16 protein-coding genes are annotated in these 19,474 nt (G+C 65.8%); 6 read left to right on the top strand and 10 right to left on the bottom strand.

Annotation, left to right across the window (positions count from 1 at the left end):
- Nucleotides 1-85: 85 nt before the first annotated feature.
- The 8 genes from der to ACIP9X_RS15760 form a co-directional block, all read right to left on the bottom strand.
- On the bottom strand, nt 86-1,636 hold the full coding sequence (gene der / locus ACIP9X_RS15795; protein WP_400480696.1) for a ribosome biogenesis GTPase Der: 1,551 nt from the start codon (nt 1,634-1,636) through the stop codon (nt 86-88).
- 39 nt (nt 1,637-1,675) lie between these two features.
- Entirely contained in the window at nt 1,676-2,389 is a 714-nt protein-coding gene (gene cmk / locus ACIP9X_RS15790) for a (d)CMP kinase (RefSeq protein WP_400480695.1), read from the bottom strand.
- Entirely contained in the window at nt 2,386-3,495 is a 1,110-nt protein-coding gene (locus ACIP9X_RS15785; RefSeq protein WP_400480694.1) for a prephenate dehydrogenase, read from the bottom strand. The genes cmk and ACIP9X_RS15785 overlap by 4 nt, the downstream gene beginning before the upstream one ends.
- Nucleotides 3,496-3,498: 3 nt before the next feature.
- Entirely contained in the window at nt 3,499-4,710 is a 1,212-nt protein-coding gene (locus ACIP9X_RS15780; RefSeq protein WP_400480693.1) for a pseudouridine synthase, read from the bottom strand.
- A 107-nt stretch (nt 4,711-4,817) separates the two neighbouring features.
- On the bottom strand, nt 4,818-5,480 hold the full coding sequence (locus ACIP9X_RS15775) for an SMC-Scp complex subunit ScpB (protein ID WP_400480692.1): 663 nt from the start codon (nt 5,478-5,480) through the stop codon (nt 4,818-4,820).
- Nucleotides 5,477-6,322 carry a segregation and condensation protein A gene (locus ACIP9X_RS15770; RefSeq protein WP_400480791.1) on the bottom strand — a complete coding sequence of 282 codons (846 nt, stop codon included), beginning with the start codon at nt 6,320-6,322 and terminating at the stop codon, nt 5,477-5,479. Before ACIP9X_RS15770 ends, ACIP9X_RS15775 begins: the two co-directional genes overlap by 4 nt.
- Nucleotides 6,323-6,365: 43 nt before the next feature.
- On the bottom strand, nt 6,366-7,265 hold the full coding sequence (locus ACIP9X_RS15765; RefSeq protein WP_400480691.1) for a ParA family protein: 900 nt from the start codon (nt 7,263-7,265) through the stop codon (nt 6,366-6,368).
- 257 nt (nt 7,266-7,522) lie between these two features.
- Complete coding sequence (locus ACIP9X_RS15760; RefSeq protein ID WP_400480690.1) at nt 7,523-8,869, bottom strand: cation:dicarboxylate symporter family transporter; 1,347 nt, start codon at nt 8,867-8,869, stop codon at nt 7,523-7,525.
- A gap of 141 nt (nt 8,870-9,010) precedes the next feature.
- On the opposite strand from ACIP9X_RS15760, the gene ACIP9X_RS15755 reads away from it, so the two are divergent.
- Both ACIP9X_RS15755 and ACIP9X_RS15750 read left to right on the top strand, forming a co-directional pair.
- On the top strand, nt 9,011-10,657 hold the full coding sequence (locus ACIP9X_RS15755; RefSeq protein WP_400480689.1) for an ATP-binding protein: 1,647 nt from the start codon (nt 9,011-9,013) through the stop codon (nt 10,655-10,657).
- Complete coding sequence (locus ACIP9X_RS15750) at nt 10,654-11,364, top strand: response regulator (protein ID WP_400480688.1); 711 nt, start codon at nt 10,654-10,656, stop codon at nt 11,362-11,364. Before ACIP9X_RS15755 ends, ACIP9X_RS15750 begins: the two co-directional genes overlap by 4 nt.
- Before the next feature lie 37 nt (nt 11,365-11,401).
- On the opposite strand, the gene ACIP9X_RS15745 is transcribed toward ACIP9X_RS15750, so the two are convergent.
- Nucleotides 11,402-13,321: an AMP-binding protein gene (locus ACIP9X_RS15745; RefSeq protein ID WP_400480687.1), complete on the bottom strand. Its 1,920-nt coding sequence runs from the start codon at nt 13,319-13,321 to the stop codon at nt 11,402-11,404.
- Between the two features lie 173 nt (nt 13,322-13,494).
- Between ACIP9X_RS15745 and ACIP9X_RS15740 the strand changes: the two genes are divergently transcribed.
- From ACIP9X_RS15740 to ACIP9X_RS15725, 4 genes are all read left to right on the top strand, one after another.
- A complete protein-coding gene (locus ACIP9X_RS15740; protein WP_400480686.1) occupies nt 13,495-14,151 on the top strand; it encodes a GntR family transcriptional regulator in 657 nt (218 codons plus the stop codon).
- Complete coding sequence (locus tag ACIP9X_RS15735) at nt 14,144-15,664, top strand: MmgE/PrpD family protein (RefSeq protein ID WP_400480685.1); 1,521 nt, start codon at nt 14,144-14,146, stop codon at nt 15,662-15,664. Before ACIP9X_RS15740 ends, ACIP9X_RS15735 begins: the two co-directional genes overlap by 8 nt.
- A 1-nt stretch (nt 15,665) precedes the next feature.
- Nucleotides 15,666-16,571, top strand: coding sequence for a methylisocitrate lyase (gene prpB, locus ACIP9X_RS15730; RefSeq protein ID WP_400480684.1), 906 nt, complete (start codon nt 15,666-15,668; stop codon nt 16,569-16,571).
- Nucleotides 16,572-16,637: 66 nt separating this feature from the next.
- On the top strand, nt 16,638-17,777 hold the full coding sequence (locus ACIP9X_RS15725; protein WP_400480683.1) for a bifunctional 2-methylcitrate synthase/citrate synthase: 1,140 nt from the start codon (nt 16,638-16,640) through the stop codon (nt 17,775-17,777).
- 148 nt (nt 17,778-17,925) lie between these two features.
- Here ACIP9X_RS15725 and ACIP9X_RS15720 read toward each other — a convergent pair whose 3' ends face one another.
- The gene (locus ACIP9X_RS15720; protein WP_400480682.1) at nt 17,926-19,473 is read right to left on the bottom strand and encodes a hypothetical protein; all 1,548 of its coding nucleotides are present in this window, start codon (nt 19,471-19,473) and stop codon (nt 17,926-17,928) included.
- Nucleotide 19,474: the final 1 nt, after the last annotated feature.

Below are 19,474 nucleotides of genomic sequence, written 5' to 3'. Positions count from 1 at the left end.
TCCGGCCGAACCACCTCCAAAAGCTTACACGATTCCGGAGGGTGCCCGTGACAATTTCCGCTGTCACGGGCCTGGTGTGTCGAAATTAACGCTTCTTTCCCCGCTTCTCCCGGACACGCATGCTGACCTCGATCGGTGTCCCTTCGAAGCCGAAGGTTTCCCGGAGCCGGCGGGTGATGAACCGGCGGTATCCCGGATCGAGGAATCCGGTGGTGAAGAGGACGAACTTCGGCGGACGGCTGGAGGCCTGCGTGCCGAAGAGGATCCTCGGCTGCTTGCCGCCGCGCACCGGGTGCGGGTGTGCGGCCACGAGTTCACCCAGGAAGGCGTTGAGCCTGCCGGTCGGGATCCGCCTGTCCCAGTTTTCCAAAGCAACGTCCAGTGCCGGTACGAGGCGGTCCTTGTGCCAGCCGGTTTTGGCCGAGATGTTGACGCGCGGAGCCCACTCGACGTGGGCCAGGTCCTGTTCGATTTCGCGCTCCAGGTAGCGGCGGCGCTCATCGTCCAGGAGGTCCCACTTGTTGAAGGCGAGGACCAGGGCGCGTCCCGACTCGATGGCCAGCTGGAGGATACGGACGTCCTGCTCGCTGAGCACCTCGTCCACGGCGAGAAGCACGACGGCGACCTCCGCCTTTTCGAGCGCGCTCTGGGTCCGCAGGGAGGCGTAGAAGTCGGCGCCCTGCGCCATGTGCTGGCGGCGCCGGATGCCGGCGGTGTCGACGAAACGCCAGGTGCGTCCGCCGAGCTCGATGAATTCGTCCACCGGGTCCCGGGTCGTGCCTGCGGTGTTGTCCACTACGACACGCTCGGAGCCGGCCAGCTTGTTCAGGAGGGACGACTTGCCCACGTTCGGGCGGCCGATCAGCGCCACGCGGCGGGGGCCGCCGGAGCGTTCGACGCCCTCGATGGTGGAGAATTCCGGAAGCGTGTCCATGACATGGTCCAGCAGGTCGGCCACGCCGCGGCCGTGAAGTGCCGAGACTGGGTAGGGCTCGCCGAAGCCAAGGCCCCACAGGACGGCCGAGTCCGCCTCCTGCGCAAAGTCGTCCACCTTGTTGGCCACCAGGATGACCGGCTTCTTGCTCCGGCGCAGCATCTTCATGACGGCTTCATCGGTGGCGGTTGCGCCGACGGCGGAGTCAACAACGAACAGGACGGCGTCGGCGAGCTCGACGGCCATTTCCGCCTGCTCCGCCACCCTGGCGTGGATGCCGCGGGCATCGTGCTCCCAGCCTCCGGTGTCAACAACAGTGAAATTGCGTCCGTTCCACGTGGCGGAGTACATGACGCGGTCGCGGGTCACACCCGGGGTATCCTCCACGACTGCCTCGCGGCGGCCGAGGATGCGGTTGACCAGGGTGGACTTGCCGACGTTGGGACGTCCGATGATCGCCAGGACGGGGTCCAGCTTGACCGGACCTTCCAGGTCCTCGTCGTCGTAATGGCCGCTGAGGAGCGCGGCGTCTTCGTCGTCGAGTTCATAATCTTCCAGTCCCGCCCGGAGCGAGGCCGCACGGAGTTCGGCTTCGTCGTCGTCCATGGCGGCAAGGTGCTCAGCCACTTGGTCGGTGCCGGTCGGCGTGTATTCGTCTTCGCCGGCGCCTGAGCGGCCGGAAGTTTGAGTGGTGTCGCTCATTGCACTTTCCTTAGTGGTGGTCTGGTGGAGGATACGGGGTCACTCATGGTTGATGACTTTAGTGACAATCCGCAGCGCGGCGGCCACGGTCTGCTCAAAATCCAGATCGGAGGAATCGAGGGTCACGACGCCGTCCGCGGCCCTCGTGAAGTTAACGACCGTTGAGTCCTTGGCATCGCGCTGGGTCACCTGGGCGGCAAGCTGCTCCGCGCTTTGCGTCCCGCCGAGCTGGATGCCGCGCCGGCGCAGCCGTGCTTCCTCACTGGCCGTCAGCAGCATCCGGACCTCGGCCCCGGGCACGACGACGGTGGTGATGTCCCTGCCTTCCACCACCATGCGGCGGTGGTGCTTTTCGATCAGGGCGCGCTGGCGGCGGATCAGTTCGGTGCGGGCGCCGAGGGTGGTTGCGACGGCACTGACGGCCGAGGAGATCCCAGGTTCCCGGATCGCTTCCGTAACGTCGGTGCCGTCCACCCGCACGTACTCCTCGTGGGGCGTGGTGCTGATGTCCAGCGACAGGTCTTCGGCCGCGAGCTCAACGGCGGAGGCGTCAGTGAGGTCCGTGCCGCGGTCCAGGCAGTACCAGGTCAGGGCACGGTACATGGCGCCGGTGTCCAGGTAGGCGAGGTTGAGGCGGCGGGCCACTTCCTTGCTCACACTCGACTTGCCGGATCCCGAAGGCCCGTCAATGGCAACGACGAGCGGGCGCCCGAGCCGGAGCGCTGGCATCGTGTCAAGAAGATCCTGTGTCACTGCAGTACCCGCCATCCACGGTCGCTTAGTGCTTCTACAAGGAGGTCATGCGCGCTTGGCAGGACAGAGATCTCCACCATGCCCACGTTCTGCCCGGAGGAGTGGTCCAGGCGGAGGTCCTCGAGGTTCACGCCAATTTCACCGATCTCGGTCAGCAGCCTCGCGATCTGGCCGGGCCGGTCGTCGACGAGCACGGTAAGCCACGAGTAGGCCTGTGGCGGCCCGCCGTGCTTTCCGGGGATCCGTGCCTGCCCGGCATTGCCCTCGCTCATCAGCTGGGCAAGGTCAAGCCGCGCTCCGGCGGCCGCGGGGTCTTCAAGCGTTCCGATCAGCCGGTTGAGGTCTTCCCGGACGCCGTAAAGGATCTCCACCACTTTGCCGGCATTCGCGCCCAGGATCTGGACCCACAGCGTGGGGTCGCTGGCTGCAATGCGGGTAGTGTCGCGGAGCCCGTTCCCGGCGAGGGAAAGGGCGTGCATGGGCGTGTCCTGCAGCCGGCTGGCCAGCAGCGAGGACATGACCTGCGGCAGGTGGGAGACCAGCGCCACGGCCCCGTCATGCTCCTCGGCCGTGAACTGCGAAACAACGGCGCCAAGGTCCGTGGCCAGTGCACGCGCGGCCTGCACCGCGCCGGCCGAGGATTCCTCGGACGGGCACACCACCCACGGCATGGAGGTGAAAAGCTCGCCACGGGCCGCCACCGGACCGGACTTCTCGCGGCCGGCCATGGGATGGGTGCCCACGTAGCGGGCAAGATCCACGTTCCGGCGGCGCAGCTCCCGCTGGATGGCAGCCTTAACGCTGGCAATGTCCACCACGGTGGCGCCAGGGTAGTCGGACAGCGCACGCTCCACGACGTCGGCCGTCACGTCCGGCGGGGATGCCACGACAACGAGTTCAGGCTGCTCCCCGCCCAACGACGTGAGCGGCTGGCCCGCACCGATGTCGACGGCGACTGCCTGGTTGGTGGGCGACGGGTCGGAGAGGTAGACGGCAACGCCGCGGCCCCTAAGACCGAGGCCGATGCTGGTCCCTAGCAGGCCCGTGCCGATAACGACGACGGGGCCGTTCAGGTGTCCTCGGCCGTGAGTACGGAATGCCGACATGCCCTAGAGCCCTACGGATGCCAGCAGGTGGCCGACTTCCTGCTTGCCGAGGTTGCGGATGCTCCCCTGGCGCTGGTCTCCCAGCCCGATGGGACCGACTTTGACGCGCACCAGGCGCAGCACAGGGAACCCGACGGCATCGAAGAGCCGGCGCACAATCCGGTTCTTTCCGGAGTGCAGGACCACTTCGATCAGCACGTGGCCCGGAGTGGAGTCAACGAGGCGGAAGGAGTCCACGGAGGCGATGCCGTCCTCCAGCTCAATGCCGGACTTCAGCTGGGCGCCGACGCCCTGCGGGAACGGGCCGCGGACCTGGACCAGGTACGTCTTGGGCACCTCGTAGGAAGGGTGCGTCAGGCGGTTGGCAAGTTCGCCGTCGTTGGTCAGCAACAGCAGTCCCTCGGTGGCGACGTCAAGGCGTCCGACATGGAAAAGCCGCTCTCCATGGGTGTTGCGGACGAAATCGCTGATGCAGGGACGCCCGTCCGGGTCCTCCATAGTGGACACGACGCCCTTGGGCTTGTTGAAGACCATGTACACGAGGGACTCATCCAGCTGGATGCGGAGGCCGTCCACGTGAATAACGGATGTCTTGGGATCGACGCGGACGCCGAGTTCGGTGACTACCTGGCCGTCGACTTCCACGCGGCCTTCGGCGATCATCTCTTCGCAGACGCGCCGCGAAGCAACTCCGGCCTGGGCCATGACCTTCTGCAGGCGGACGCCGTCGGCGTCGTGCACTTCTGACTGCGGCACGGGGCCGCTTGGGCCGCGCTTGCGAGAAGGCTTGCGGACGGCGCCGAGGTTCTGGCCGAACCGTTCGCCGCCAAATGCGCGCGTACCGAAGGTTTTGGCCGCAGCGGAACGGGGCTTGGGCTTGAGCGCTCCGGGAGTGCCCGGAGCCTTGCCGGCGCCCGGCTTGCGCGCGCCGGCTTTGCGGGCGGCCGGCTTAGCTCCGGCTTTCCGGTCCGCGGCGGGCCTGCCGGCCTGGCCGGGGGCTGCCTCGTCGGGATCGACGAAGCGTTCCTCGCGGGGCTTGGCAGCCCTGTGGGAACGGTCGCCGAATGGCCGGTCGCTGCCCTTGGAGAAGTCGCGCTGCCCCGAGCCGAAGCCGGTGCCGCGCTGGCCTCCCCGGCCGCCCTGCCCTGCAGCGCGTTCCGGACCCTTTCGCCCTGAACTGTTACGTGGTGAACCCTGGCGTCCCGCCTGTGTCATGACCCGTCCTTCGTTATGTTGAGCGGCAACGGTTGTCCAAGGACAACACTAGCCAGCCCTGCAGATTAAATCTGCCCTGGTAAATTTTGTTCCGCAGGCAGTGGTGCCTACATTCTTCCGGCGTCGTAGAACTCTTCGATCCCGTCAACCCCCGGAAGGTGCGGTGAGATCTGGGGCAACTCCGCCGCCGAGCCGATTCCCATGCGTTCAAGGAAATACGACGTCGTCCGGTAGAGGACGGCGCCCGATTCCGGATCAGTTCCGGCATCCTCGATCAGCCCGCGCTGGGTCAGGGTCCGCACGACAGAGTCGACATTGACCCCCCGAATTGCAGACACCCTGGCCCGTGAAACGGGCTGCCGGTAGGCGATGACGGCGAGCGTTTCAAGCGCCGCCTGCGTCAGCCTGGCTGTCTGTCCCTCCAGGACAAATGCACCGACGATGTCGGCGAATTCGGCCCGGGAGTAGATGCGCCAGCCACCGGCAACATTCCGCAATTCAAAACCCCGGGGGCTGGAGGTGAAGCCAGCATCACTGGCGATTTCCATATCCGGGGCTTTAACAGTATAGCCGTCATACTCGCGCTGCAGGTCCAGCAGCAGCTCCTCCACCGTATCCACGGTGAGCTCCAGTCCGGCGGCGAGGTCTGCGGCGGACGCCGGCTGGTCCAGCACCATCAGCACGGCCTCCAGGGCGGCGCGGGCGCCGCCCGGAAATGTGGCCAGATGTGATGTGTCGTCCGGGAGCGGTTCAGGCTGGGGCTTGCTCACGTCTGCTCCTCATATTCTTCACTCAGGTGGTCGCTGCTCCAGTGCGTGGACGCGGTCCACCGGACGGTCAGCTCGCCCAGCGGCGCGGCCTGGTCGAAGGCCACTGCCTGGTCGCGGAACAGCTCCAGCAATGCCAGGAACCGGGCAACCACAACCAGCGTGGATTCCGCGTCGGCAATGAGTGCCCGGAAGGACAGCGGCCTGCCCTCCTGCAAACGCAGTCCGATCAGCTCCGCCTGTTCCTTGACACTGACCGGGCTGCCGTGGAGGTGGGCCAGTCCCACCTCGGTTGGTTCCGGCGCCTTGGGTTTCAACGCAGCTTCGGCCAGGGCGGCGAACTGCTGCGGCGTGTGCTTCCAGACGAGCTCTGGCAACATGGCAGCGAAATGTTCCTCAAGCGCCACCTGCCGCGGATACCGGCGGGCTTCCAGTTCCAGGGTGGCATCCATCAGGGCAGCCACCTGCTTGAACGCCTTGTATTGCAGGAGCCTGGCAAACAGGAGATCCCGCGCCTCCAGGAGGGCAACGTCGTCTTCGTCCTCGACTTCGCCGGCCGGGAGCAGGCGGGCGGCCTTAAGGTCAAGCAGCGTGGCCGCGATGACCAGGAACTCGCTGGCTTCATCAAGTGCCCATTCCTCCCCCAGCTGCTGCAGGTTCCGGATGTACTTGATGAACTCGTCGGTCACCGTGGCCAGCGCCACCTCGGTGATGTCCAACTGATGCTTGGAGATCAGCCCCAGCAGGAGGTCGAACGGGCCGGTGAAATTAGCCAGCCGGACCTCAAAGCCCGGTTTCTTCTCGGCCGCCCCGGCAGCGCGCAGTGGGGCGCCCTCTCCTGACACAGCGCGCTGTACAGACACGGCGCCCTCTCGCGGCGTGGCCAGGTTAAGGTGCGCCACCGCGCGAAATGAGTTCCTTAGCGAGGCGGCGGTAGGCGTCGGCACCAACGTGGTTGCCGGCGTAGCTGGTGATCGGCTCGGCAGCGACGGTGGCGTCGGCGAACTTGATGGAGCGCTTGATGACAGTCTCGAAGACTTTGTCGCCGAAGGCCTCCACGAGGCGGGAGATGACTTCACGGCTGTGCAGGGTCCGGGCGTCGTACATCGTGGCCAGCACGCCGTCCACCTGCAGCCGCGGGTTAAGCCTGTCCTGGACCTTGTCGATGGTTTCCACCAGCAGCGCCACGGCACGGAGGGCAAAGAATTCGCAGATCAGCGGAATGATGACGCCGTGGGCTGCGGTCAGGGCGTTCACGGTGAGCAGGCCAAGGGACGGCTGGCAGTCGATCAGGACGACGTCGTATTCGTCCTCGACCTTTTTCAGGGCGCGGTCCAGCACCTGTTCGCGGGCTACTTCATTGACCAGCTGGACCTCCGCGGCGGAAAGATCAATGTTGGCGGGCAGCAAGTCCACGTTCTCCACGCCGGTCTGGTGGATCGCTTCGCGGATGTCCACCTTGCGGTCCATCAGCACGTTGTAGACGGTCAGGTCCAGCTCGTGCGGGTTGACGCCGAGCCCGGCGGACAGCGCGCCCTGGGGATCGAAGTCCACCAGCAGCACGCGGCGGCCATACTCGGCAAGCGCTGCCGCCAGGTTGATGGTTGACGTGGTTTTACCCACGCCCCCCTTTTGGTTGACCATTGCGATCACGCGGGCCGGTCCATGGGAGGACAGCGGCGCGGGCTCCGGAAATTCGCGGTAGGGGCGGCCTGTGGGACCCATCACGGCGTCTTCCAGGTCGAGTTCCGTGCCTTCCAGAGTTGCTGAACCCTGTTCGCTGCTCACGTATCTATCCACACTTTCGATGACGGTGATTTTTCTCTGCCGCTGAATGCCGGGGCCGCTGCGTGCCGGCGCCCATGCTTCTTTCCACCCAAGGCTACAGCGCCCGACACGGCATTCCGTGGAACTTGACTTTTGATGGCGTTTGAGCCTTTACCTTTTACCTGAGGTAGAAGGTTTGTCGCGGGAACATGGAAACCGCCCGCACAGGCGAACCTGTGCGGGCGGTCATCCGGGCGGCTTGGCGCCCTCTTTCGGAGTTAGGCGTTGGCCGGAACGGGCTGCTGCGCCGGGGTCTCCTCCTGGACACCGTGGTGGGTGGCAATCATGGTCTGCTCGTCGAAGGGCTCTTCGCCGGACAGGACGCGTCCGACCTGTTCGCCGTCGATCTCCTTGACCCAGGTGCCGATCAGGACCGTGGCAACCGCGTTGCCGGTGAAGTTGGTCAGGGCGCGGGCCTCGGACATGAAGCGGTCGATGCCGACGATCATGCCGACGCCGCCCAGGAGTTCGGGCTTGTGGGCCTGCAGGCCGGCGGCCAGCGTGGCGAGGCCTGCGCCGGTGACACCGGCAGCGCCCTTGGAGGCGATGATCATGAAGATCAGCAGGGAGACCTGGGCACCGAGGTCCAGCGGGGTTCCCATGGCGTTGGCCACGAAGAGGGAAGCCATCGTCAGGTAGATCGCGGTGCCGTCGAGGTTGAAGGAGTAGCCCGTGGGTACGGTGACGCCGACGACCGGCTTGGAGACACCCAGGTGCTCAAGCTTGGCGATCAGGCGGGGCAGCGCTGCCTCGGAGGAGGAGGTGGAGAAGATGAGGAGGTATTCACGTGCCAGGTACTTCATCAGTTTGAAGATGTTCACACCTGCCACCACCTGCAGGAGGCCGCCGAGGATCACGACGATGAACAGTGCGCAGGTGATGTAGAAGGCGGCCATCAGTGTGAACATGCTCACGATGGCCTGGAAGCCGGTGGCACCGACAACCGCGGCGATCGCGCCGAAGGCACCGACGGGAGCCAGCCACATGATCATGATGAGGATGCGGAACACCACAGCCTGGCCGTGGCCGATGGCCCTCAGCACAGGGGCGCCCTGGGCGCCCATCTTCTGGAGTGCAAAGCCTACGAGGATGGCGGCGAAGAGCGTGGGGAGGACCGGAATGTCGCCCGGGATGATGCCGAGGAGGAAGGCTACGGTGCTGTCGGTTTCAGCCTTCTTGTTGGGGTCGTACGGCGCCAGCTTCAGGCCCTCGCCCGGGTGGATCAGGTTGCCGACCACGAGGCCGATGCCAAGGGCGAACGTCGACATGAGGACGAAGTAGCCCAGGGCGAGTCCGCCAACCTTGCCGACCGTGGCGGCCTTGGCGATGGAGCCGATGCCCAGGACGATCGTGCAGAAGATGATCGGGGCGATCATCATCTTGATGAGCTTGATGAACCCGTCGCCCAGGGGCTTCAGGGATTTTCCGACCTCCGGGAACAGCAGCCCCACCAGGGCGCCCAGAATAACGGCGGCGATGACGGCGATGTACAGGTAGTGGGATTTGTCCAGCCCTTTGCGCCCGGCCTTGACCGGTGCAGCCGACTCTCCTCGTTGAGAAGCCATGATGTGTCTCCTTATGGATAATCTGGAAGACGCTTCGGCACAGTCTCTGAGCTCTTCGCGTCGGTCCTTTGTGTGATTTCCATCATTGGGCATGGAGTGACTTGCCTCACCATTGCGTTCATATTGGTCATGGGAGGTGTTGTGATCCACCGTTGGAGCATTGCCAGGCGGCTGTTTTTGGCCAACCTGCTGTTCGTGCTGGCGCTCACCTTTGTCGTGGGGACAGCGGCCTTCGTGGATGCCCGGGACCGCACCTATGCCGAGGCCGGACGGAGGATGGCCGCGGTGGCCGTTGCCGTGGCGGACAGCCCCCTGGTGCTCCAGGCCGCCGCTTCCCCTGACCCCTCCGCCAGGCTGCAGCCCTATGCCCTGCAGGTCATGGAAGACGCCGACGCCGATTTCATCACGATCATGGCCCCCGACAGGACACGCTGGACCCATCCCCGCAGAGAGGAGCTCGGCCAGCCCTACATCGGCTCGATCACAGATGCCTTGGAGGGAAAGGTCTTCACCGAGATCACGGCCGGCACACTGGGCCCCTCTGTGCGCACCATCGCACCGGTCAAGGACGCGAGCGGCTCGGTCAAGGCTCTGGTGGCCGCCGGCGTCACGGTCAGGAACGTCGACGTCGCGGTGAGCGGGAGGATTCCCGCCCTTCTGGCCATCTCCGGCGGACTGCTCGTGAGCGGCTCGGTCGCATCCTGGCTCCTCGGACGCTACCTCCGCCGCGTCACCCGCGGCTGGGGTCCCGAACAGCTTGCCCAGCTCTTTGCCTACTACGAATCAGTGCTGCACTCGGTCCGCGAGGGGGTTATCCTCATCGACCCCAAGGGACGGGTGGTCATGTATAACGACCAGGCCGCCGAGCTGCTCGGGCTTGAACCGAGGGACTCTGGCAGTGATCCCGCGGATGCTCCGTCGCTCGGGGACCTTCCGCTGGCGCCAAGCCTGAAGGCACTGTTCGAATCGGGCCGGACCGTTCACGACGAGATCCATCTGACGGACTCCGGCGTCCTTGTGGTGAACCAGGGCCCGGCCGTGGGTCCGGACTCCCCCGCCGGACGGCCGCCTGCGGTTTTCGGCACTGTGGCCACGATCAGGGACCGCACGGAAATCGAATCCCTGGGAAGCGAACTGGAGACCATGCGGACCCTGTCCGGCGCCCTGCGCGCCCAGACGCACGAGCACGCCAACCGGCTCCACACCATGGTGTCGCTCCTGGAACTCGGCCGCACCGATGAGGCGCTCGAGTTCGCCACCCATGATCTTGAGCTGAGCCAGCAGCTCACAGACGACATGGTGGGTTCGGTCCAGGAACCTGTGATCAGTGCGCTCATCATGGGCAAGGCGGCAGAGGCGCACGAACGGGGCGTTGAACTTATCGTCGAAGCATCCCCGGCGGCAGGTGCTGCCGGCATCGCGATCCAGGACCTCGTCACCATCCTCGGCAACCTCCTGGACAACGCAATTGATGCCGCCGCCGATGCCCCCGCCCCGAGGCGCGTGGGACTTACGGTGACGTCCGAACGCGGCGGGCTGGGCATCACCGTCCAGGATTCAGGCAAGGGCATTGAACCGGACGCCGTCGACAACATTTTCCGCTACGGCTTCAGCACCAAGGAGGCAGGACCTTTTGGCCGCGGCGTCGGGCTGGCATTGGTGAAGCAGGCGGTCCAGCGGCTGGCCGGTACGATGACGATCACCAGTTCCGGCACCGCCGGCGGCGCGTGCTTCAATGTCGTGCTTCCCCCGCCGGCCCCGCACAGCGTCCTGGAGGACCAAGCGTGACAGACATCCGAGTCCTCGTCGTCGAGGATGAGCCGATCGCCTCGGCGGCGCATGCCGCATATGTGGAAAGACTGGCGGGCTTCGCCCTGGCCGGCACAGCGCCCGACGGCCAGTCGGCGCTGCGGATGCTCACGGAGTTCGCAGCGGCCGGCAGCCCCGTGGAGCTGGTGCTTCTGGACATGAACCTGCCGGACCTGCACGGCCTGGATATTGCACGCCGGATGCGCTCCTCGGGCCACTTCGCAGACATCATCGCGATCACCGCGGTCAGGGAGCTCGCGATCGTCCGCAACGCCGTGTCCATCGGCGTCGTGCAGTACCTTATTAAGCCCTTTACCTTCGCCACCTTCGCTGACAAGCTGGCAAGCTACCGCCAGTTCCGCGAGCAGCTGGCCTCAGGATCCGGTTCGGCCAAAGCCGCCGCCTCCCAGAGCGACGTCGACCAGGCCTTCGCCAGCCTCCGGGCGCCATCGGAGCTTCCGCTTCCCAAGGGCCTGTCCCCCTCGACGCTGGACGCCGTCCGCGACTTCATCAGGGAACAGCCCGGCGCGGTCTCGGCCACCGAGGTCATGACGGCGCTGGGCATGTCCCGTGTCACCGCCCGCCGCTACCTCGAGTACCTCGCCGACGCCGGGACGGTCTCCCGCACGGCACGGTACGGCGCGCCCGGCCGACCGGAAAACGAGTACCGCTGGGCGCGCGCCTGAGCAGAGCCGCTGCCTGCAGCAGCCGGCTTCGACAAGCTTAGCCAGCTCCGCCGGCCGCGCCGTCCGCGTCCGCGGGCCGCAGCGTTCCGATCAGCCGCTCGAGCACCTCGGCGTCTTCGATGGTGGACGGAACCACGTAGTCATCGCCGTCAGCGATTTGCCGCATCGTCTTTCGAAGGATCTTTCCGGACCTGGTCTTGGGCAGCGCCTCCACCACCGCTACGGATTTGAAATCGGCCACCGCGCCGATGTCCCGCCGGACCAGGGCAATCAGCTCCCGCGCAAGCACCGCCTCCGGCACATCCGCCCCCGCTTTGAGCACGACATATCCACTGGCACGCTGGCCTTTCAAGGGGTCCGAGACGCCGATGACAGCACACTCAGCCACTGCCGGGTGCTGCCCGATGACCTGCTCCATTGCTCCCGTGGACAGCCTGTGTCCAGCAACGTTGATCACGTCGTCGGTGCGCCCCATGACGAAAACGTACCCGTCCTCGTCCCGGTAGCCGGAATCGCCTGTGGCGTAGTAACCCTCGAACGCCTGAAGGTACGACGACTTGTACCGGTCATCGTCGCCCCAGAGTGTGGTGAGGGTCCCCGGAGGCAGCGGAAGCCCCAGCACGATGTTGCCCTCGACACCGGTTTCCACCGCACCGCCGGCGCCGTCCACGATGCTGAGGTTGAAGCCGGGCATTGGTACCGAAGGTGAGCCGGGCTTGATGGGAAGTGAATCCAGGCCCCGCGGATTGGCGCAAATGGCCCAGCCTGTCTCAGTCTGCCACCAGTGGTCAACCACCGGGACTCCCAGCGCTCCCGCGGCCCAGTAATAGGTGTCGGTGTCCAGCCGCTCACCGGCGACGAAAAGCGTCTTCAGGGTGGACGTGTCATGGGAGGCCAGCAACGCAGCGCCCGGATCCGCCTTGCGGATCGCACGCAGGGCGGTCGGCGCGGTAAAGAGAACATTCACTTTGTGGTCCGCGATGACGCGCCAGAACGCGCCCGCATCCGGGGTGCCCACCGGCTTGCCTTCGTACAGCACCGTGGTGGCGCCGGCAATCAGGGGACCGTACACGATGTAGGAGTGCCCCACCACCCACCCGACGTCCGAAGCGGTCCACATGACGTCCCCCGGCCTGACGTCGTAGATGTTGTCCATGGTCCAGCCCATGGCAACAGCGTGCCCGCCGTTATCGCGAACCACTCCCTTCGGGCTGCCCGTGGTGCCTGAGGTGTACAGGATGTAGAGCGGATCCGTGGCTTTGACGTCGACGGGAGCCGCCGGTTGGGCCACGGCCATTTCGGCGTCCCAGTCCAGCCATCCAGCGAAGTCGGTGCCCCGGGCCTCGAAGCCGTCCCGTTCCTTGACCAGGACCGGGGTGCCTTCAGCTCCTGCGAGCGTAAGGGCTTCTGCAACCGCCGGCAGATACTCCACGCGGCGGGACGGCTCCACGCCGCCTGAAGCGGTAACGACGGCAACGGGGGAAGCATCGCGGATGCGGGCGGCCAGTTCCTTGGGGGCGAAGCCGCCAAAGACCACGGAGTGGATGGCACCCAGGCGGGCCGTTGCCAGCATGGCGATGGCGGCCTCCGGAATCATCGGCATGTAGATCACCACGCGGTCGCCTTTCCCCACCCCTCGTGCCTGCAGGACACCCGCGAATTTTGCGACGAGATGCGTGAGCTCCGCGTAGGTGTACCGCTGCTGGCTGCCGAGCACGGCGGAGTCGTAAATGAGCGCATCCTGTTCCCCGCGGCCGGCCAGGACGTGACGGTCCAGCGCATTGAAGGAAGTATTGAGGACGCCGTCCGGGAACCAGTCGAACAGAGGCGCGCGCCGGCTGTCCACGGCCCGGCGGGGAGCCTGCGTCCAGGACACCCGCTTTGCAGCCTCCAGCCAAAACTCGTCTGGCTTGGTGAGGCTGCGGCCGTAGGTGTCGCGGTAACTGTTGGTAACCATGAAAACTTCCTGTCCACTACGTTGTGATGCGGCCTATGCTAGCCCCGGCCAAGGAAGGATACAAGGCGTTTGTATACACATCCACGCTCTTGCCGGCCTGATAGCCACTGAAAGTTAGGCAGATCAACAATATCTGTATACACTGGTGCCATCGACCAAGAAAGGGAGGCGGCATGCGCGCCAGCGACAGGGCCTACGCGGCACTGCGTGATGACATCATCGAATGGCGGCTCCTCCCCGGCACCGTCTTGGCGGAAGTTGAGCAGTCCGAACGCCTCGGGGTGTCACGCACGCCGCTCCGGGAAGCGCTGAGCCGCCTCACGGCGGAAGGGCTGACGACGGCGGGCGGCCGCGGCGTCGTCGTCACCGATATCTCGCTGGACGACATTGATGAACTGTTCGAGCTCCGCGAGACACTCGAAGGCAAGGCAGCCGCGCTGGCTGCCGAGCGGGGCGACTCGGCAGTTTTTCGGGAGCTGCAGGAAGAGCTGCTGGCGGCGCCCGCGCTGATCAGCAGCACCGACCCTGCCCGCCACGACTACTACGGACTCGTGGGCCGGCTCGATGAAGCGATCGACGCCGCCATCTCCAATTCCTACCTGGCCCAGGCCATGCGCAGCCTCCGCGTCCACCTGGTGCGGGTCCGGAGGCTGGCCGCCGACGACGCGGCCCGCCTCACCGCTGCCGCGTCCGAGCACGCGGCCATTGCCGAGGCGATCGCGGCCGGCAACCCGCGCCTGGCTGAGGCGGCCACCACTGTCCATCTGCACCGCAGTCTTTCCCACGTCAAAGCCACCCACCCATCACATTTGAAGGAGCCCCATGGTTAAGGAACACCACGTCCGCGTGTACAAAAGCGAGGAAAACCTGCCGCGCGAGGACCAGCTGGCCCACAAGATCGCCGTGGTGGCAGCCGATCCCGTCTCCGTGACGGACGAGGTTACGGAGATGGTGATCAACCGGATCATCGACAACGCCTCCGTCGCGATCGCGTCACTGAACCGGGCACCGATCGTTGCAGCCCGGGCACAGGCCCTCACGCACGGCCCTTCCACCAATGGCAAGGGGTCGAAGGTGTTCGGCATCGGCGAACGCGTCTCCCCGGAGTGGGCTGCCTGGGCCAATGGCGTGGCCGTCCGCGAGTTGGACTACCACGACACGTTCCTCGCCGCGGACTACTCCCACCCGGGCGACAACATTCCGCCGATCCTGGCGGTGGCACAGCACACGGGTGCCAGCGGTGCCGATTTGGTCCGTGGTATCGCGACCGGGTATGAGATCCAGGTGAACCTGGTGAAGGCGATTTGCCTGCACAAGCACAAGATCGACCACGTCGCCCACCTCGGCCCGTCCGCCGCCGCCGGCATCGGCACCCTCCTGGGCTTGGATGTCGAGACGATCTTCCAGTCCGTGGGCCAGGCGCTGCACACCACGACCGCCACCCGCCAGTCGCGCAAGGGTGAGATTTCCACGTGGAAGGCGCACGCCCCGGCGTTCGCCGGCAAGATGGCGGTCGAAGCCGTGGACAGGTCCATGCGCGGCCAGACCTCCCCGGTTCCCATCTATGAGGGCGAGGACGGCGTGATCGCCTGGCTGCTGGACGGCCCGGACGCCTCCTACATGGTTCCGCTGCCCACGCCCGGTGAGGCCAAGCGCGCCATCCTGGACACCTACACCAAGGAACACTCCGCCGAGTACCAGGCCCAGGCCTGGATTGACCTGGCCCGGAAGCTGAACAAGGAGCACCCGGAAGCGACGGACCCGGGCAACGTGCAGTCCGTGCTAATCAAGACGAGCCACCACACGCACTACGTGATCGGCTCCGGCGCGAACGATCCACAGAAGTACAGCCCCACCGCGTCCCGGGAGACCCTGGACCACTCCATCCCGTACATCTTCACGGTCGCGCTGCAGGACGGCGCCTGGCACCACGTGGACTCCTATTCCCCCGAGCGCGCCGCCCGGCCCGACACGGTGGAGCTGTGGCAGAAGGTCACCACTGTGGAGGATCCGGAATGGACCCGCCGCTACCACTCCCTCGACATCTCCGAGAAGGCCTTCGGCGGCTCGGTGGAAATCACCCTGTCCGACGGCACCGTGATCCGGGACGAGATCGCCGTCGCGGACGCTCACCCGCTCGGTGCCCGGCCGTTCACCCGGGAGCAGTACGTGAACAAGTTCCGCACCCTGGCCGCCGGCCTGGTGGAGGAGGACGAAATCGCACGGTTCCTCGCCGCCGTCGAACGACTCCCCGAACTGGGCCCCGGCGAACTCGACCAGCTGAACATCACCGCCGCGCCCGGCGTCATCGACCTCGGCGCGGCACCGAAGGGACTGTTCTAAAGTGCTGTACTCCAAAACCACGCCGGAGCAGAAGCGAGTAAAGCTCCGGGAACTGCTCGCCTCCGGCACCACCGCACAGTTCCCCGGCGCGTTCAACCCCCTCTCCGCCCGGCTGATCGAGGAGAAGGGCTTCGCCGGCGTGTACATCTCCGGCGCCGTCCTCGCCAACGACCTCGGCCTGCCCGACATCGGGCTGACCACGCTCACCGAGGTGGCCACCCGCGCCGGGCAGATCGCCCGGATGACCGACCTGCCGGCTCTGGTGGATGCGGACACCGGGTTCGGTGAGCCGATGAACGTGGCCCGCAGCGTCCAGGAACTCGAGAACGCCGGGCTCGCCGGCTGCCACATCGAGGACCAGTTCAACCCCAAGCGCTGCGGCCACCTCGACGGCAAGAACGTGGTGGACCTGGAGACCGCCACCAAGCGCATCAGGGCGGCCGCGGACGCGCGGCGGGATCCGAACTTCCTCGTCATGGCCCGCACCGACGTCCGCGCAGTAGAGGGTCTCGGGGCCGCCCAGGAGCGCGCGAAGGCGCTGGTGGAGGCCGGCGCAGACGCCATCTTCCCCGAAGCCATGGCCACCCTGGAGGAGTTCAAAGCCATCCGCGACGCCGTCGACGTCCCGATCCTGGCCAACATGACCGAGTTCGGCAAGAGCGCCCTGTTCACGGTTGACGAGTTGCAAGGCGTCGGCGTGAACATGGTGATCTACCCCGTGACCCTGCTCCGTAGTGCCATGGGCGCTGCTGAGCGTACGCTGGACTCAATCAGGGCCGACGGAACGCAGGAGGCACAGGTAGGAAGCATGCTCACCCGTGCGCGGCTGTATGACCTCGTGGACTACGAGGCCTATAACCGCTTCGATGCCGGCGTCTTCAATTTCCGGATTCCCGGAGCTGACTGACGCGCAATCCCGCAGGACCACCGGCCACGGCAGCCGGTAATCGGACCAAGAACGAAGGAGTTCAGCATGGCTGAAGAAGAGATCAAGAAGGGCCTCGCCGGCGTCGTGGTGGATTACACCGCCGTCTCCAAGGTCAACCCCGATACGAACTCACTGCTGTACCGGGGCTATCCGGTCCAGGAACTCGCAGCGCGATGCAGCTTCGAGGAAGTCGCCTACCTGCTCTGGAACGGAGAGCTCCCCAACTCAGACGAACTGGCCGCCTTTACCCAGCGGGAACGGGCCGGGCGGGCGCTGGATCCCGTGGTGAAGCAGGTGGTGGACGCCCTGCCGGTTACAGCGCACCCCATGGATGTCTGCAGGACTGCAGCTTCGGTCATGGGCGCGCGGCACGAACTGGCGGAAGATTCCTCCCGGGAGGCCAACATGGCCAAGGCTGTGGACCTATTCGCAGCCATGCCGGCCATCGTGGCGTACGACCAGCGCCGCCGGCGCGGGCAGGAGGTTGTGGAGCCGCGCGATGACTTGGGCTACTCCGCCAACTTCCTCTGGATGTCCTTCGGCGAGGAGTCCGTGCCGGAGGTTGTCGAGGCCTTCAACGTCTCTATGATCCTGTACGCGGAGCACTCCTTCAATGCCTCCACCTTCGCCGGCCGGGTCATCACGTCCACGCTGTCGGACCTCCACTCGGCGGTCACCGGAGCCATCGGAGCGCTCAAAGGTCCGCTGCACGGCGGCGCCAACGAAGCCGTCATGCACACCTTTGACGAGATCGGCATCCGGCCCGAGGAATCCCTCGAGGAGGCAGCGGTGCGCGCCAGGGCCTGGATGGAACATGCGCTGGCCAACAAGAAGAAGGTGATGGGCTTCGGTCACCGCGTCTACAAGCACGGCGACTCCCGCGTGCCCACCATGAAGGCGGCCCTCGACAAGATGATCGCCCACTACGGCCGCCCTGAGCTGCTGGGACTCTACAACGGGCTCGAGGCCGCGATGGACGAGGCCAAGGGGATCAAGCCGAACCTCGACTACCCGGCCGGACCCACGTACCACCTCATGGGTTTCGACACGCAGATGTTTACCCCGCTGTTCGTCGCCAGCCGCATCACCGGCTGGACGGCGCACATCATGGAACAGCTTGAATCCAATTCACTGATTCGGCCGCTGAGTGCCTACAACGGCATGGAGGAACGGCATTTGCCGTAAGTTTCCGCCTGCACTCTGCGGATGAAAAACGAGGCGAAAAGAGTACGACGCCGGGCCGGCCACCTTTCCAGGTGGCCGGCCCGGCGCCGTTGCAGCAGGGCCCGTTGCAGCAAGGCCCGTTACAGCAGGTCGATGAACTGGTGACTGATCAGGACGTGATCTCCAGGCTTTGGATCATGGCCTTCAGCTTCTGGTATTCGGGAGCCTCCATGTATGCCCGGGCCTCCGCCATGCTGGCAAAATGCGGCTCAGCCGGTTCCTGCACCGCCCGGTCTGCGAAAGACAGCATGCCTTGGGGTGTACCCGAGACCACCGTGTACATGAGGCAGCTGCTTTGCGTTCCCCCGCTTGACCGGTCCACCAGCCCTAACTGATACGTGAATCCCTTGCCAACGGATGTCTGGTCCATGACCCGGTAGGAGAACCGCACGCCGCGCTGGACAGCCCAATCCGGTGTAAGGGACGACGAAGCGCTGTCCAGTTCGGTGATGGTGTAGGCCTCCGTGCAGGCGCCTCCCAGGCCGCCGGCAGTGCCGTGACGGAATTTGGCAACGGTCTTGCCGGTTTCGTCCGATACCGAAACGCCGGATGCCGGGTAGTCCGGCGTTCCCGCGGGGACGTCCTTGGCTGTCCATCCCTCCGGGAGAACGAAGCTGGCATTGCCGTCCTGGCTGACAAAGCGCGCGCTTGAAGCCGTCTGCGCAGGCTGCGTTTTGGCCGGCTGCAGTGCCAACGAAATCAGCATGCGCTTGACGTCTTTGTACTCCTGCGTCTGCATGTAGGCCTTGGCAGCGGCGACGGAATCGAACGTGAGCGGAGAGTGTTGGCCATCGGCCGTGAGCCATGTGGTGTCGCCGAAATGCACCAGGGGGACGTTGTCCGGCCCCAGGATGCCGTTGTACAAACCACACGTCGCCGTCTTCGGAGCCAGGTCCCCGTCAGCCAGTGCGAGGGAGCCGTAGACTTTGTCTCCCTGGATGATCCGGAAGACGAAAGCTGACGGGCCTCGCGCGAACTCCCTGAGCTTGTCCGCCTTTTGCGGGATATCCACGACCACTGAATCAAGGGTCTGGAACGGCTTGGGCTCGGGGCAAACGGGACCCCCCGCCGAGTCGTAGACCAGGCGAAGGGTGGACATGGTTTTGCCGGCGGCGTTTTTGACCTCAATTACGTTGTAGGCACCGCCTTGGATGGTCTGCGGGGATTCAGACAGGGTCCAGCCCACAGGGTGTTCGAAGGTGGCCTGGCCTGTCGCGTCCGTAAAGGTCGTCCATGCAGTTGGAGTGGCGAGGACCGGGGCTGATGCGGATGCTCCCGGAGCCGAAGGTGTTGGCGGCTGCGTGGCTGACGGCGTCCCTGTTGTGGCTGCGGTGGGCGTCGCCGTCGGTGTTGCCGTGGCTGGGGACGGCGCCGCGACGGTGCCTGCCGGAGCCGGAGACGGTGCCGAGACGAGGGCGCCGAGATTGGTGGTGACAAGCACCCCGGCCGTGACTGCGGCCGCCGTGAGTGTCAGTACACCGGCCAGCCGCGCCCGGCTGCGCCTGCGGTGGTCGAAGTTCAGCACCTTGGCGGACCGGCTGTCGCTGAACACCGGTCCCTCTTTGAGCGCTTGGCGCAGGGCCGCTTCAGCATCGGGCCCGGCCGGTTCGCGTCGGACCGGGTCGGCTCCGGAAATCAGGCTCTGGATCGGATCCATG

Origin of the sequence: Arthrobacter sp. NPDC093125 (assembly GCF_044754225.1) — a bacterium.
GTDB lineage: Bacteria > Actinomycetota > Actinomycetes > Actinomycetales > Micrococcaceae > Arthrobacter.
This window is presented reverse-complemented; position numbering and strand designations above follow the sequence as displayed.

Bases quoted from the DNA above. Each gene is read 5' to 3' on its own strand.
- der (WP_400480696.1), bottom strand. From the start codon at position 1,636: ATGAGCGACACCACTCAAACTTCCGGCCGCTCAGGCGCCGGCGAAGAC.
- ACIP9X_RS15785 (WP_400480694.1), bottom strand. From the start codon at position 3,495: ATGTCGGCATTCCGTACTCACGGCCGAGGACACCTGAACGGCCCCGTC.
- ACIP9X_RS15780 (WP_400480693.1), bottom strand. From the start codon at position 4,710: ATGACACAGGCGGGACGCCAGGGTTCACCACGTAACAGTTCAGGGCGA.
- ACIP9X_RS15760 (WP_400480690.1), bottom strand. From the start codon at position 8,869: ATGGCTTCTCAACGAGGAGAGTCGGCTGCACCGGTCAAGGCCGGGCGC.
- ACIP9X_RS15745 (WP_400480687.1), bottom strand. From the start codon at position 13,321: ATGGTTACCAACAGTTACCGCGACACCTACGGCCGCAGCCTCACCAAG.
- ACIP9X_RS15740 (WP_400480686.1), top strand. From the start codon at position 13,495: ATGCGCGCCAGCGACAGGGCCTACGCGGCACTGCGTGATGACATCATC.
- ACIP9X_RS15735 (WP_400480685.1), top strand. From the start codon at position 14,144: ATGGTTAAGGAACACCACGTCCGCGTGTACAAAAGCGAGGAAAACCTG.
- ACIP9X_RS15725 (WP_400480683.1), top strand. From the start codon at position 16,638: ATGGCTGAAGAAGAGATCAAGAAGGGCCTCGCCGGCGTCGTGGTGGAT.
- ACIP9X_RS15720 (WP_400480682.1), bottom strand. From the start codon at position 19,473: ATGGATCCGATCCAGAGCCTGATTTCCGGAGCCGACCCGGTCCGACGC.